This window comes from Streptomyces sp. NPDC001194 (genome assembly GCF_042896985.1).
GTDB lineage: Bacteria > Actinomycetota > Actinomycetes > Streptomycetales > Streptomycetaceae > Streptomyces.
Genome location: NZ_JBIAXU010000009.1, coordinates 38,462 through 52,914, shown reverse-complemented (window position 1 = coordinate 52,914; position 14,453 = coordinate 38,462). Strand labels below are relative to the sequence as shown.

Annotated in this window: 6 protein-coding genes; all 6 read right to left on the bottom strand. The window is 75.3% G+C overall.

From position 1 onward, the window contains the following. Positions 1–44 precede the first annotated feature (44 nt). A complete protein-coding gene (locus ACFY1T_RS20115) occupies positions 45–6,398 on the bottom strand; it encodes an amino acid adenylation domain-containing protein (RefSeq protein WP_390789315.1) in 6,354 nt (2,117 codons plus the stop codon). 198 nt (positions 6,399–6,596) lie between these two features. Next, complete coding sequence (locus ACFY1T_RS20110) at positions 6,597–8,888, bottom strand: lantibiotic dehydratase (protein WP_390789314.1); 2,292 nt, start codon at positions 8,886–8,888, stop codon at positions 6,597–6,599. Between the two features lie 10 nt (positions 8,889–8,898). Beyond that, the gene (locus ACFY1T_RS20105) at positions 8,899–9,180 is read right to left on the bottom strand and encodes an acyl carrier protein (protein WP_390789313.1); all 282 of its coding nucleotides are present in this window, start codon (positions 9,178–9,180) and stop codon (positions 8,899–8,901) included. Between the two features lie 115 nt (positions 9,181–9,295). Then, positions 9,296–10,411 carry a threonine/serine dehydratase gene (locus ACFY1T_RS20100; RefSeq protein ID WP_390789312.1) on the bottom strand — a complete coding sequence of 372 codons (1,116 nt, stop codon included), beginning with the start codon at positions 10,409–10,411 and terminating at the stop codon, positions 9,296–9,298. After that, complete coding sequence (locus ACFY1T_RS20095; protein WP_390789311.1) at positions 10,408–11,916, bottom strand: amino acid adenylation domain-containing protein; 1,509 nt, start codon at positions 11,914–11,916, stop codon at positions 10,408–10,410. The genes ACFY1T_RS20100 and ACFY1T_RS20095 overlap by 4 nt, the downstream gene beginning before the upstream one ends. Next, positions 11,916–14,267: a lantibiotic dehydratase gene (locus ACFY1T_RS20090; protein ID WP_390789310.1), complete on the bottom strand. Its 2,352-nt coding sequence runs from the start codon at positions 14,265–14,267 to the stop codon at positions 11,916–11,918. Before ACFY1T_RS20090 ends, ACFY1T_RS20095 begins: the two co-directional genes overlap by 1 nt. Between the last annotated feature and the right edge of the window lie 186 nt (positions 14,268–14,453).

Sequence of the window (14,453 nt, the reverse complement as noted above, 5' to 3'; positions counted from 1 at the left end):
GCCGTCCAATCAAGGCTGGGATCGAGGTTCGGACGCGGCGGCGGTCAGAACTCGGAGGTCAGGGACAGGTCGATCTCGTCGTCGCTCATCGAGGAGATCTGGTCGATGAGCTGTCGTTCCACTTCGATGGCGAGCAGTTCGACGGTCGGGTGGTCGAACAGGTCGCGTACCTGGATGGGGCAGTCGAACGCGGTGCGCAGGCGGGACGCGGCCGCCACGGCGCGCAGCGAGTGGCCGCCGAGGGAGAAGAAGTCCTCCCGGATCCCGACCTCGGGAAGGCCCAGGACCTCGGCCCAGATCTGGGCCGTCACCACCTCGGTCGGGGTGCGCGGTGCCACGGAGGCGGCCGGCGCGGCCGGCTGCGGATCGGGCAGGGCTCCGGTGTCCACCTTGCCCTGCACGGTCCGGGGCAGGGCGTCGAGCAGGACGAAGGCGGCGGGCACCATGTAGCCGGGCAGCAGGGTCCGGCACCAGGCGGCCAGCGCCTCGGCGTCCGGGCCCCCGTCCCGGCCGGCCGCGTAGCCGACGAGGGCGCGCTCGCCCCGCAGTTCGCGGACCAGGACGGTCGCCGCGTGCACGTCCGGGTGCTGTTCGAGGACGGCCGCGATCTCGGCCGGCTCGATGCGGAAGCCGCGGATCTTGACCTGGTCGTCGGTGCGGCCGAGGAACTCCAGTTCTCCGGAGGGCAGTCGGCGGACCAGGTCGCCGGTGCGGTAGAGGCGTCCGCCCTGCTCGCCGTACGGGTCCGGTACGAACTTCCGCGCGGTGAGGGCGGGTTGTCCGAGGTAGCCGCGGGCCAGCTCCGGGCCGCCGATCAGCAGCTCGCCCGGCACCCCCACCGGGACCGGTTGGTCGAGGGCGTCCACGACGTACGCCCGGCGGGAGCCCAGCGGCCGCCCGATCGCCACCCGGCCCTCGACGGGCGCGGTGACGGTGTGCGCGGTGGCCGAGATGACCGACTCGGTCGGGCCGTAGGTGTTGACGACGGGTACGTCGGGCAGGTGGGCGAACCAGCGGGCCAGCGGGGCCGAGGGCAGCGCCTCGCCGCCGGTGACCAGCAGCCGCAGGCCCTTGAGGTCCCCGGCGACCGCATCCAGGCGGGCGACGATCTCCTCCCAGTAGGCGGGGGTGGCCTCCATGACCGTGATGTCCCGGGTGCGGACGGTCTCGGCGAGCTCCTCCACCGACCACACCTCGTCCGGGCGCACCACCACCGAGGCCCCCGCGCCGAGCGCCGGCAGCACCTGCTCCAGCGAGGCGTCGAAGGAGAAGGAGGCGAAGGCGAGGACCCGGTCCTCGGCCGTGATGCCGAACAGCTCGCGGGCCGCGGCGGCGTGCGCGCCCAGCGCGTGGTGCTCCACGCCGACGGCCTTGGGGCGGCCGGTGGAGCCCGAGGTGAAGATGGTGTACGCGAGGTCGTGCGGATCGGGGGTGTGGTGCGGCGCGTCCGCGTCGGGCACGACGGTGTCGACGGAGACGGTCCGCGGCCCGAGCCCGGCGGTCAGCGCGTGGGTCGAGGCGTCGCCCAGGACGCTGTGCACGCCCGCCTCGGCGCACATGAACCGCAGCCGGTCCTCGGGCAGCCGCGGGTCCAGCGGTACGTAGACCCCGCCGGCCCGCCAGATCGCGGCCATCGCGGCGACCGAGCGGACGCCGCGCCGCAGGCACACGCCGACCGGCGAGCCCCGCCGTACTCCGGCGGCCGCCAGTGCCCGGGCCAGCCCGCCGGTGAGGCCGTCCAGTTCGCCGTACGTCAGGCTCTCGTCCCCGCAGAGCAGGGCGACGGCGTCCGCAGCGCCCGAGACGGTGAAGGGCGCCGCCACCGGGGCGGCCGCTGCCGCGCCCGCCGTCCGGGCCAGCTCGGCGCGTTCCGCGGCCGACAGCAGCTCCAGACGCCCGACGGCCTGCTCCGGATCGGCCACCACCGCCTCCAGCACCCGGCCCACGTGCCCGGCGAACCGGGTGACCGTGGCCGCGTCGAAGAGGTCGCTCGCGTACTCCACGTTCAGCGCGAAGCGGTCCGGATAGAGCAGGAAGGTGGCGGTCAGGTCGAACTTGGCCGAGCCCCACGGCAGGACGAAGTGCTCCACGTCGAGGCCCTCGACGCGCGGCCCGCCCGCCGCGCTCTCCTGCACGTCGAACATCACCTGGAACAGCGGGTTGCGCGACGGGTCGCGCTCCGGGCGGAGGTGCTCCACCAGCCGCTCGAACGGCACCTCCTGGTGATCGAAGGCCCCGAGCACCGACTCCCGCACCCGGCCCAGGAACTCCGTGAACGAGGGCGCGCCGGACAAGTCCCCGCGCAGCACCACCGTGTTCACCAGCAGCCCCACCAGCCGCTCCAGCTCCATCTGCCCGCGGCCCGCGACGGGGGTGCCCACCGCCACGTCCTGCTGCCCCGACCAGCGGCCCAGCACGATCTGCACCACGGCCAGCAGGACCGTGAACCGGGTCACCCCGTGCCGTCGCGCCAGCTCGCCGAGCGCGGTCTCCAGCTCCTTCGGCAGGTCGATCTCGACCGCGCCGCCCCGGCCCGACCAGCCCGCCGGGCGCGGCCGGTCCGTCGGCAGCTCCAGTACGGGCACACCGGCCAGGGCCCGCTCCCAGTACGCCAGCTGCCGCTCCAGCACCTCGCCGGCCATCCGCTCGCGCTGCCAGACCGCGAAGTCCCCGTACTGGATCGGGACGGGCGCCAGCTCGGCCGGACGCCCGGCCACGCGGGCGGCGTACGACTCGGCCAGCTCGCCGATGATCACGTCCTTGGACCAGCCGTCGGTCGCCGCGTGGTGGAAGGCGATGACGGCCACGTGGTCCTCGGGGTCCAGCTCCCACACCCCGGCCCGCAGCAGCGGCGGACCGGCCAGGTCGAAGCGCCGGGTCGCGTACGGGACGGCCACCGCGCGCAGCCGCTCCAGCCGTACGGCCTCGTCGTCGCCGGCCGGGGCCGACTGCCACACCAGCGGTACGCGGACCCCGGAGACCACCCGCTGCGCGGGCTTGCCGTCCACCTCGACCAGGGCGGTGCGCAGCGCCTCGTGCCGGGCCACCACCTCGTTGAGGGCGCCCTGCCAGGCGTCGCGGTCGAGCCCGCCGCGCATCCGCCACGAGAACCAGAGCACGTACTCGTCGCCGACGTCGGACATGCGGTCCAGGAACCACATCCGCTCCTGCGCGAAGGACAGCGGCAGCGGTCCCGACCGGTCCACCGGGACGACGGTGGCGGCGCCCGACTGCCGGGCCGCGGCCACCAGCGGGCCGAACTCGCGGATGCGGGGGTTCTCGAACAGGGTGCGCAGCTCGACCTCGCGGCCGAGGCGCTCGGCGATCCGGGACACGGCCATGGTGGCGAGCAGGGAGTGGCCGCCCAGGTCGAAGAACCCGTCGTCGATGCCGACGCGGTCGACGCCGAGGACCTCGGACCAGATGTCGGCGACGACCTGCTCGGTGGCGTCGCGCGGGGCGATGAACTCGGGGCCGCCCGCGGCCGCCCGGTCCCGCTCCGCCCGCTCCCCGTCCGGGCGGGCGGCGGGCAGGGCGGCCCGGTCGAGCTTGCCCGAGGCGTTCACGGGCAGCGCGTCGAGCGCCACGAAGTCGGCGGGCACGGCGTAGTGCGGCAGCCGCCCCGCGCAGAAGGAGCGCAGCACGGCGGGCTCCACCGGGCCGTCGGGGCCGGCCACCACGTAGCCGGTCAGGCTCTTGCCGCCCTGGGCGTCCGCGCCGACGGCGACCGCCGCGGCCACCACTCCGGGGCACTCGCCCAGGGCAGCCTCCACCTCGCCGAGTTCGATGCGGAAGCCGCGGATCTTGACCTGGTCGTCGGTGCGGCCGAGGAACTCCAGTTCCCCGGAGGGCAGTCGGCGGACCAGGTCGCCGGTGCGGTAGAGGCGTCCGCCCTGCTCGCCGTACGGGTCCGGTACGAACTTCCGCGCGGTGAGGGCGGGCTGTCCGAGGTAGCCGCGGGCCAGCTCCGGGCCGCCGATCAGCAGCTCGCCGGGCTCGCCGACCGGCACGAGCTCGTCCCGCGCGTCGACCACGTACACCCGGCGGGAGCCCAGCGGCCGCCCGATCGGCACCCGGCCGGGGTCCCCTTCCGCGCCGACCTCGTGCGTCGTGGCGGTCACGGTGGTCTCGGTCGGGCCGTACGCGTTGAGCACCCGTACGTGCGGGGCGCGCGCCCGCCAGGCGGCCAGCGCCGCGGCCGGGACGGACTCCCCGCCGAGGACCAGCAGGCGCAGCGGCGCGAGGGAGGCGGCGGTGCGGTCGGTGAGGGAGAAGGCCAGCTCGGCCCAGTACGTGGGCGGCAGGTTCAGCACGGTGATCCCGTACCGCTCGACCACCAGGGGGATCTGCGCGGGCAGCCACTGCTCGTCGGGCCGGACCACCAGGGTGGCCCCGCAGCCGAGCGCGGTCAGCAGCTGGTCCAGCGAGGCGTCGAAGGAGAAGGAGGAGAAGGCGAGCACCCGGTCCCGGGCGGTGATCCCGAATTCCTCGCGGGCGGCGGCGACATGCGCGTCGATCGCGCCGTGCTCGATGCCGACGGCCTTCGGGCGGCCGGTCGAGCCCGAGGTGAAGATGATGTACGCGAGGTCGTGCGGGTCGGGGGCGTGGTGCGGGGCGCCCGCGTCGGGCTCCGCGTCCTCCACCCGCAGCACCCGCGGGCCCAGGGCGCCGGCCAGCTCCGCGGTGGCGGCATCGGTGAGGACGCAGGCCAGCGCGGCCTCCTCGGCCATGAACCGCAGCCGCTCCTCGGGGAGTGCCGGATCCAGCGGCACGTAGACCCCGCCGGCCCGCCAGATCGCCGTCATCGAGGCCACCGAGCCGATGCCGCGCTTCATGCACACGCCGACCGGGGTGCCCGGGCCGACTCCGGCCGCGCGCAGGGCGGTGGCCAGACCGCCGCCGAGGGCGTCCAGCTCGCGGTAGCGCAGGATCTTCTCCCCGCACACCAGGGCCACCGCGTTCGGCTCGCCCGCCACGCCGAACGGCGCCGGGGCCGGTGCGGGGCGCTCCGCGCCCGCCATCTCGACGAGTCGGGCCCGCTCCTTGCCCGGCAGGGGCTCCAGGCGGCCCGCGAGTTCGGCCACCGGGGCCTGCGGCGCTGCCGTCACCGCGCGCAGCAGTTCCAGGTACCCCTCGGTGAAGCGGACCATCGTGCTCTGGTCGAACAGGGTGGTCGAGTACTGGAGCCGCGCCGCGATGTCCCCGTTGGCGCGCAGGCTCAGGTCGAGGAACACGTCCAGCGGGGTGCCGGTCAGCGGGGTCCGCACCAGGCCGACGTCCAGATCGTCCAGGCGGGCCGCCGACGGGACGGTGTTGAGGAGGGTGAAGGAGGCCTGGGCGAGCGGGTGCCGGGACAGGTCGCGCTCGGTGACCACCTCGCCGACCACCCGGTCGAACGGCGCCTCGGAGTGCGAGAAGTCCCGCAGGGCCCCCGAACGCACCCGGCCCAGCAGCTCGGTGAAGCTCGGACCGCCGGACAGGTCGGTGCGCAGCACGATCGTGTTCACGAACGGGCCGATGAGGGAGGCCACTTCAGCCCGCCCGCGGTCGGCCAGGGTGGTGCACACGGCGATGTCGGAGCGGCCGGAGTACCGGCCCAGCAGGGCCTGGTACACGGCGAGCAGCAGCATGTAGCGGGTCGCGCGCTGCTCGCGGGCCACCCGGTCCACCTCGGCCACCAGGTCGGCCGGCAGCTCGAAGCGGACCACGTCGCCCGAGCCGTCCCAGAACGCCGGCCGCGGCCGGTCGGCGGGCAGCGCGAGCGGGGAGACCCCGGCCAGCCGCTCCCGCCAGTACCCGAGCAGCCGCTCCATCCGCGGCCCGCTCAGCCGCTCGGCCTCGGTCCGGGCGACGTCGGTGTACTGCAGCGGCGGCGCGTCCACCGCCTCGCCCCGGTAGCCGGCGTCCAGTTCGCGCAGCAGCACGTCCCAGGACCAGCCGTCCACCGCGATGTGGTGGACCACCAGGAGCAGCACGTGCTCGTCGGAACCGATGCGGGCGAGCGTGGCCCGCAGCGGGTGCTCCTTCGCCAGGTCCAGCGGACGTGCCAGCTCACGGTCGAAGAGCTCCTCGGTGCTGCCCGCCTCCGTCCGCGCCAGCCGGGTGCGGCCCGCCGGGTCCACCACGGGTACGGGCTCCCCGTCGACGGCCGTGAACCGCGTGCGCAGCACCTCGTGCCGGTCCACGACGCCGGCCAGCGAGCGCTCCAGCGCCGGGACGTCGAGGGCGCCGCGGATGCGCAGGGCCAGCGGGAGCAGGGACTCGGCGGAGCCTCCGGTGAGCTGGTCGAGGAACCACAGCCTCCGCTGCGCGAACGACACTCCGTCACCGTCACGTACGACGTCGTCGGCTTCGCTGCCGTGCCTCGCCGGTCCGCCGTGCGCTGCGACAACCTTCACTGTGGGCCTCCAAGCGGTGTTTTCCACAACACTGCTGTCCGCGGAGATCCGTCAGTAGGGAAGAAGACGCAGCCGCGTGCGCAGCCGCCGGGGGGTAGAACGCGCAACGGCGGCCCCGCACGGCCTGTCGTTGCGCCGTGCGCGCCGCCGGTACGCGTCGCTCCGTATGTGACTGTGCCGCGTGGTGCACCGCCGGGGTCAGCCCTCGTCCACCGCCACGAACCGCAGCTCGGAGGTGTACGCCTCGCCCCGGTCGTCGGTCAGCCAGGCCTGTTCGGGGCTCGGCAGCATCTCGGTGAACACGGCCCGGCCCCCCGGCTCCTTGCGGGCCATCCTGCGGACCGCCTTGGCGAGGATGTTGACGTACACCGGGCTGTCGAAGTCCACGTAGAACGGCCGGGTCTCGGTCGGCAGCACGACGAACACGAACCGCGGCAGCTCGCGCCGCTCCCGCCACTGCCGGGCGCGCACGAACCGGCGCGCCTCGTCCTTCTCCTCGGCGAAGTCCATGTCCGACGGCGGCAGCCGCCAGGTCTCCCGGGCCACCACCAGCCGGTCCACGGTGACCCGGGGGGAGTGGTCCGCATCGTCCGGCAGGATCTGGAACAGGTCCATCGCCAGGGTGGTCAGCACGTGCGAGAACACGTCCACCGCGAGGAACTCGGACCCGTCGGGCAGCACCACCGCCAGCTCGCCGTCCGCGCGCTCGGTCACCGCCACGTCGGCGCTGAGCACGGTACGGGGACGGCCCGGATCGGCCGTGAAGTCGACGAGGGCGACGTAGTGGTCCTCGGGACGGACCAGGACCTGCCGGGTCCGCACGGAGAGCCGCGAGCGGTGCTCCTTGGGCAGCAGCGGCACCAGCCGCGGACCGGGATGGTCCCGGCCGGTCAGGGCGAGCAGCTCCGCGGCGTCCGGGTGCTGGTTGACGAACAGCGAGGAGCCCAGGGTGTTGGCGGCGACGTGCAGTTCGCCGAGGACCAGCTCGAAGTCGCCGCGGGCGACGGCCTCTTCCCCGGACGCGGCGATCATGATGTCGGGGCTGAGGTACCGGGCGGCGGTCCAGCCCCCGCCCGGGCCGCCGAACTGCTCGGCGACGGGCCCCGCGACGGCCTCCAGCGGCAGCCTGACCCGGCGGGCGCCCGGCGGCGGCGACAGGATGGCGTCCCAGCGCCTGCGGAACTCCTGCTGCAGTTCTGCGGATTCGGTACGGGCGGCGCCGTGCAGGATCGGCATGCAGGCGAACCAGAACGCGGCCAGGTCGACCGGCCCCTGCCCGGCCAGCCGGCGGTACACCTCCCGCGCCCGGGCCATCACGGCGTCGGCGAGCCGCGCGGTGAGCCAGCCGGCGCTGGTCAGCAGCGGATCCAGCGGGGCGAGCGCCTCGTGCACGCTCCGCCCGAGGGTGGCGGTCGCCGCCCGCCGGCAGTCGGAGTACACCAGCGCCCGGCAGGGCGCCGTACCGGCCGCCTTCTCGCGTACGGCGGCGGTCTCGGTCAGCGCGACGAACTCGCCCTCCAGCTCCGTCAGCGCGGCCACCAGGGCCTCGGGCCCGTCCGCCCCGGCCACCCGGTCCCGGCCCCGCTCCAGGGCGTCCAGGGCGGCCAGGCCGCTCTCGCGCAGCCCCGCGTCCCCGACCCGGTCCAGCCAGGCCCGCAGATACCGCTCGGGGCGGGCGTCGGCGGGCACCTCCAGCTTCCACACCACCCAGCGGCGGGCCACCAGGTCGGCCAGTGCGGCCGACACGTCCACGCCCGGCAGCGCGGCGCGGATCTCCCGCGCCGGGCGGACGCCGTCGCAGAGCGCGAGCACCGCGCGCCCCTCCTCGCCGAGCGCCTGACGCGGCCGTCCCGGCACCGTCACGTCCATGCCGGACTGGCGGACGAACGGCACGCGCCGGGGCGCCACCCACTCCCGTACCGCCGGATCGCCGTCGATCCGCGCGGCGAGGGCGTCGATGGCCCAGCTGGCGAAGTACACCTGCGATCCGGCGATCAGGCCGGTGCCGGGGTCGACGCGGACCCCGTCGGTGGCGAGGTCCCAGCGGCCCCATCCGACCGGGCCGAAGAACCCGATGGTGTCGTTCTTGACGCAGAACCGCTGCCAGTAGTGGGCGACGAGCTCCTCGCGCTGGCGGGGCATGCTGGTCCGGCCCGCCGCGGTCGGCGTCCAGTTCAGGAAGGGCGTGATCCCGGAGGTGAGCACCGGGCGGTTCTGCCAGGCCACCGCCTCCCGGAAGGCGGGCGTCCGGGCGATGTCCTGGAGCGTGTGGGCCACCTCCACCTGGGCGTCGGCGAACAGGGCGGCGAACTCCCCCCACCGCTCCCCGGCGAGGCCGGCCGGACCCTCTTCGGGATCGAACTTGTCGGCGGCCGGGGCCAGCCCGGCCGGGGCCAGCCGCAGCACGCCCCCGGCCGGAAAGCCCGCTCCGCGCAGGGCGAACTGGTCCCACAGCCGCCAGCGGCCGCCGGGTACGTAGGTGTCCGTCATGACCGGCCCCTCATGCCTGGACGAAGTCGGCGTGGACGACGTCGGCGAGGTCCGCCGGCGAGGGGTAGGCGAAGACCAGGGCCACCGGGACCTCCGCCCCGAGCGCCTCCTCGAGCCGTGCGGTGATCCGGAACGCGGTCAGCGAGTCGCCGCCCCACTCGTAGAAGTCGCTCTGCTCGTCGAGGTCGGCGACGCCCAGGGTCTCGCGGTAGATGGAGACGACCAGCTCGGTCAGGGCGGTGGCGCTCAGCTGCGCGGTCAGGTCGGCGGTCTCGTTCGCGGTCATGGTCATGGGTTCTCCTCCGGGAGCGGACGTACGGGTGGCGTCTGTGGTGTGGGTGGTGTGGGTGGCGTGAGTGGTGCACCTGGCGTGAGCGGTGCGGGTCGTACCGGTCGTCGGGGCGGGTTCAGGCGGTGCAGTGGGCACGGGCAGGGGGCCCGGCCGCGGCGGCCCTCATCAACGCCGCCTTGGTGTTGCCGCCCGAGACGACGGCGACGGCGAGGCCGGTGCCGCGGCCCGCGCGGATCGCCCCGGCCAGCGCGACCGCGCCGGAGGGCTCGGCCTCGAACCCGCGCCGGCGCAGCAGCGCGGCCGCGTCGAGGATCTGCGCGTCGGACACGGTGATCAGGTCGTCGACCCGGTCCCGGATGATCGGGTAAGGCACCGCCCCCGGCTGCTGCCCGCGCAGCCCGTCGGCGACGGTGTCGCCGGGCGCCAGCCGTACGGGGTGCCCCGCGGCCAGGGACCGGGCGTAGCGGGGGGTGCCGGCGGGCTCGACGCCCACCACCCGCACCGGGTGCCCGTACGCGGCGAGGCACACCCCGGCGAGCAGCCCGCCCCCGCCGGTCGGCACGTACACGGTCTCGGCGTCGGGCGCCTCGGCGAGGACCTCCAGGCCGACCGTGCCCTGCCCGGCGACCACCAGCTCGTGGTCGGAGGAGGGGATGAGCACCGCGCCCGTCTCCTCGGCCAGCTCCCGCGCCCGGGCGTCGCGCTCGGCGACCCCGCCCGGCACCCGGACGGTACGCCCGCCGAGCGCCTTGATCACGGCGATCTTCGCGGGATGCGCCCCGCCGGCCAGCACCACGGTCACCTCGGCTCCGAGCGGGGCCGCCAGCCGGGCCAGCGCGATCCCGTGGTTCCCGGACGAGCCGGTCACGATCCGGCGGGCGCCCAGCGCCAGGACGGCGTTGGCGGCCCCGCGCAGCTTGAACGACCCGCCGTACTGGAGGTGTTCGGCCTTCAGCAGCAGTCTCCGGCCGGCCCGGTGGAGCTCGGTCCCGGCCGGACCCGCCAGCAGCGGGGTCCTCCGTACGTGGCCCGCGATCCGCGCGGCCGCGGCCTCCACATCGGCCCGGCCGAGCGGGAGGCCCCGGGGGGCCGGTGCGGCCGGTGTGATGGATGTGGCGGGAGCGGTGGACGCGGTGGACGCGGCCAGTGCCCTGGGCGTCATGGGCGCGCGCGGCCCGGGCAGCGCGAGGGAGGTCCTGGGCGCGCGCGGCGCGCTCGGTGCGGTGGTCATGGCCGGCCTCCGGTCTGCGAGAGGGCGCGGCGGTCGGCCTTCCCGCCGCGGGTGGTGGGCAGTTCCGCCAGCCGCGCGAACCGGCGCGGCATCAGATGCGGGGGCAGCGTCGCGCCGAGATGGGCGCGCAGCGCCGCGTCCTTCACCTGCGCCAGCTCCCCGGTGACGTGCGCGACCAGGAACACCCGCCCCTGCGCGTCGGTGTCGGAGGTGACGACCGCCCCCGTCACCCCGGGATGGGCCAGCAGCGCGCCCTCCACCTCGGCCGGGTCCACCCGGTAGCCGCGGATCTTGACCTGGCGGTCCCGGCGCCCCAGGTACTCCAGCCCGTTGGAGCCCAGGGTGGCGAGGTCGCCCGTCCGGTACATCCGCGCACCGGGCGGCCCGAGCGGATCGGGCACGAAGCACTCGGCCGTACGGGCGGGCCGCCCGCGGTAGCCCCGGGCCACCCCCACCCCGCCGATGCAGACCTCCCCGACCGAACCGTCGGGCACCGGTGACAGCCCGGGGTCCAGCAGCCGGACCACGACCCCGTCGATCGGGGTGCCCACGATGTCGGCCAGCACGTCCGGCTCGGCGGGTACGGCGTGGCGGGTCGAGGTCATCGTGCACTCGGTCGGCCCGTACTGGTTGACCAGCGCGCCCGGCACCAGGGCCCGGCCGCCGGCGGTCAGGAACGGCCGCAGCGACTCACCGCTGGACACCACCACCCGTACGCCCTCCAGGAGCCGGTCCGCGTCCGGCTGCCCGGCCAGGAAGGCCAGGAAGGACGGCGTCACGCTCAGCAGCGCGGTCACCGCGTGCTCCCGTACGGCGGCGCCGAACTCCTCGGGCCGCAGCAGCGCCGAACGCGGCACCACGACCAGCCGCCCGCCCGCCAGCAGCGGGGCGAAGGTGTCCCGCACGGAGGCGTCGTAGCCCAGCGGGGCCACCTGGAGCGCCACCGTGTCCGGGCCGAGGCCGTAGTCGCGGGCGACGAAGCGCAGGTACGAGTCCAGCCCGGCGTGTTCGACCAGGACGGCGCTGGGCTCCCCGGTGCTCCCGGAGGTGTGGCTGACGTACGCGAGGGCCCGCCCGCCGAGCGGCGGCCCGCCCGTCCCGGGATGCCCGCCCGCCGTGCTCCCCGGACGGTCGAGCAGTACGGGGCTCCCGGGTATCGGCAGGTCGAGACCGCCGGCCAGGGCCGAGGAGGTCAGCAGCATGTCGGCGCCGCCGCTGCGGACCAGCGCCGCCAGCCGGGCCGGCGGCTGCTCCGGATCGAGGCTCAGGAAGGCCGCCCCGGAGCGGATCACCGCCGCGGGCGCCACCACGGCGTCCACCCCGCGCTCCACGGCCACCGCGCACACCGTCTCGGGCCGGGCCCCCCGGGCCCGCAGCACCGCCGCCAGCGCGTCGATACGGGCGATGAGCTCCCCGTACGTCACCTCCCCGGCCGGGGTGGTCACCGCGACCCGGCCCGGGTCGAGGGCCGCGTGCGCGGCGATGTCGTCGACGAAGGTCCGCATCACGCGCCCCCGTCCGCGGCGGGCTCCGGCGCGGGCCGCGAGACGTCGGTGACGGTCTGGTCGACGGCGACGAAGCGCAGCTCCGAGGTGAACGTGGACCCCTCGTCGTCGGTCAGCCAGGCCTGCTCCGGCGTCGGCAGCATCTCGCTGACCTTCAGCTTGGCCCCCGGATCCTTGCGGGCCAGCCGGCGCGCCGCCTTCGCCAGGATGGTCAGGTACACCGGACTGTCGAAGTCCACGTAGAACGGGCGGGGTTCGGTGGGGGACACCACGAACACGAAGCGGGGCAGATCGTGTTCCTGCCTCCAGTGCCGGGCCCGCACGTACCGCTTGGCCTCGGACTTCTCCTCGGCGAAGGCGAGTTCGGACGCCGGGAAGGCCCAGGTCTCGCGGGCCACCACCATCTTGTCGATGCTGATGCGCGGGGTGTGGTCGCCCTCCGGGCGCAGCGTGAACCGGTCCATGACGCGCTGGGTCAGGGTGTTGGCGTACACGTCGAGCAGGTCGAACGCGGCCCCGTCGGGCAGCACCGCCATCAGCAGGCCGTCCCGGTCCTCGACCCTAACGTCGGCGCACAGGACGGTGCGCGGGCGGTGCGGGTCGCCGGTGTCGTCGACCAGCGAGACGTAGTAGTCCTGCGGCCGGTCCAGCGAAGGCCTGCTGCGCGTCGACCACTTGAGCGGGAGCTCCTTGGGCAGCATCGGCAGCAGCCGGGGCCCGGGGAAGTCGCGGCTGGTCTCCGCGATCAGCTCCTCGCGGTCGGGGTGCTGGTGGACGAAGAGCGAGGCGCCCATGGTGTTGAGCGCGCTGTGCATCTCGCCCAGCACCATCTCGAAGTCCCCGCGGGCGACGGCGTCCGCGCTGTCGGCGAGCAGCAGGACGTCCGGGCTGAAGTAGCGGGCCAGCGACCAGCCCGCGCCGGGCTCGTCGAACTCCTCGCGCACCCGCTGCGCGATCTCCGCCGAGGACACCCGGACCCGGCGCGCGCCCTCGGGCACGGCCAGGATCCGCGCCCATTTCGCACGCAGCTCGGCCTGGACGGCGTCGAGGTCGCGGGTCGCCTCCGGGTACGGGGAGGGCAGGCAGCCCAGCCACATCGCCCCCAGGTCCACCGGGCCGGCCGCGCGCAGCCGCTCGTACACCTCGCGGAGCCGGGGGCGGACCCGCTCGGCGAAGCGGTTCGTCATCCAGCGCGCAGCGGTCAGGCACTGCGCGAGCGGGGTCAGCTCGTCCAGCAGGGCGGTGCCGAGGGTGGCCGTCGCCGCGCGCCGGGCGTCCGAGTACACGAGCCCCCGGCACGGAGCGGTGCGCTCGCCCTTGGAACGCTGGGCATCGGTGGCGGTCAGCGCCGCGAAGTCCGCTTCCAGGGCGGCGATCGCCGAGGTCAGCGCCTCGGCGTCGAGCCCGGCCGCCTGCACGGCGTCCCGCCCGCGCTCCAGGACGGCCAGCTTCTCCAGGGCCGGCTCGCGCAGGGCCGGGTCACCGATCCGCTCCAGCACGGCCCGCAGCTCCCGCTCCGGGTAGGTGCCGGTCGGCACGTCGAGGCGCCAGTGCACCCACCGCTTGGCCTGCAGCCACTGCACGGTCTCGGTGGCCTCCGCCACCGGGATCCCCAGCGCCTCGGCGATCGCGGCCACGGGACTGGTCCCGTCGCACAGGTCCAGTACGGCGCGGGCGCCCTCGCCGATCGGCTGCGGCGGCCGGCCCGGCAGGTGCACGGCCAGGCCTTCGGTCCGTACGAAGGACACCCGGCGCGGCGGGATCCACGCCCGCATCGCGGGGTCGGCGTTCAGCGACTTCGCCAGGGCGTCGATGGCCCAGCTGGCGAAGTACACGCGGGAGTCCGCGAGGAACCCGCCGGTGCCGGGGTCGACGCGGACCCCGTCGGTGGCGAGGTCCCAGCGGCCCCATCCGACCGGGCCGAAGAACCCGATGGTGTCGTTCTTGACGCAGAACCGCTGCCAGTAGTGGGCGACGAGCTCCTCGCGCTGGCGGGGCATGCTGGTCCGGCCCGCCGCGGTCGGCGTCCAGTTCAGGAACGGGGCGATGCCGGTGCGCAGCACGGCCGGGTTCTGCCAGGCCACGGCGGCCCGGAAGCGCGGTGAGGCGGCGATCTCCTGGAGCAGTTCGGCGGTGCCGACGGCGCCGGTGTCGAAGGCCCCGGTGAACGCCTCCCAGTCCGGGCCGGCGAGGGCCTCACCGGGGCCGAACTTGTCTGCGGCCAGGGTGAGTCCGGGCGGGGCCATGCGCAGGACCCCCTCGGCCGGGAAACCCGGACCGCGGAGTGCGAAGTGCTCCCACAACCGCCACCCGCCGGTGGGCAGGTGCACGATCTCTGGGGTGTCCGACATGGCGGAGCTCCTTCCAGCCTGATGGGGTGACGTGGCCGGCGGCGCTGTACCTCTCGGTCGCCACCCTGGCTGCCCCGAACACTGCCGCCGCGCACACCCGTGCCACCAGGGAAGGAGCGGCAGCACCGACCGCCGGTCCTTCTGCGCGTTTGTCCCTATGGCGCCCCGCCCCGGCGCTGCACGCTG

Excerpts from the sequence above, each read along its gene's own strand:
- ACFY1T_RS20090 (WP_390789310.1), bottom strand. The coding sequence starts at position 14,267 with ATGTCGGACACCCCAGAGATCGTGCACCTGCCCACCGGCGGGTGGCGG.
- ACFY1T_RS20110 (WP_390789314.1), bottom strand. The coding sequence starts at position 8,888 with ATGACGGACACCTACGTACCCGGCGGCCGCTGGCGGCTGTGGGACCAG.
- ACFY1T_RS20105 (WP_390789313.1), bottom strand. The coding sequence starts at position 9,180 with ATGACCATGACCGCGAACGAGACCGCCGACCTGACCGCGCAGCTGAGC.
- ACFY1T_RS20100 (WP_390789312.1), bottom strand. The coding sequence starts at position 10,411 with ATGACCACCGCACCGAGCGCGCCGCGCGCGCCCAGGACCTCCCTCGCG.
- ACFY1T_RS20095 (WP_390789311.1), bottom strand. The coding sequence starts at position 11,916 with ATGCGGACCTTCGTCGACGACATCGCCGCGCACGCGGCCCTCGACCCG.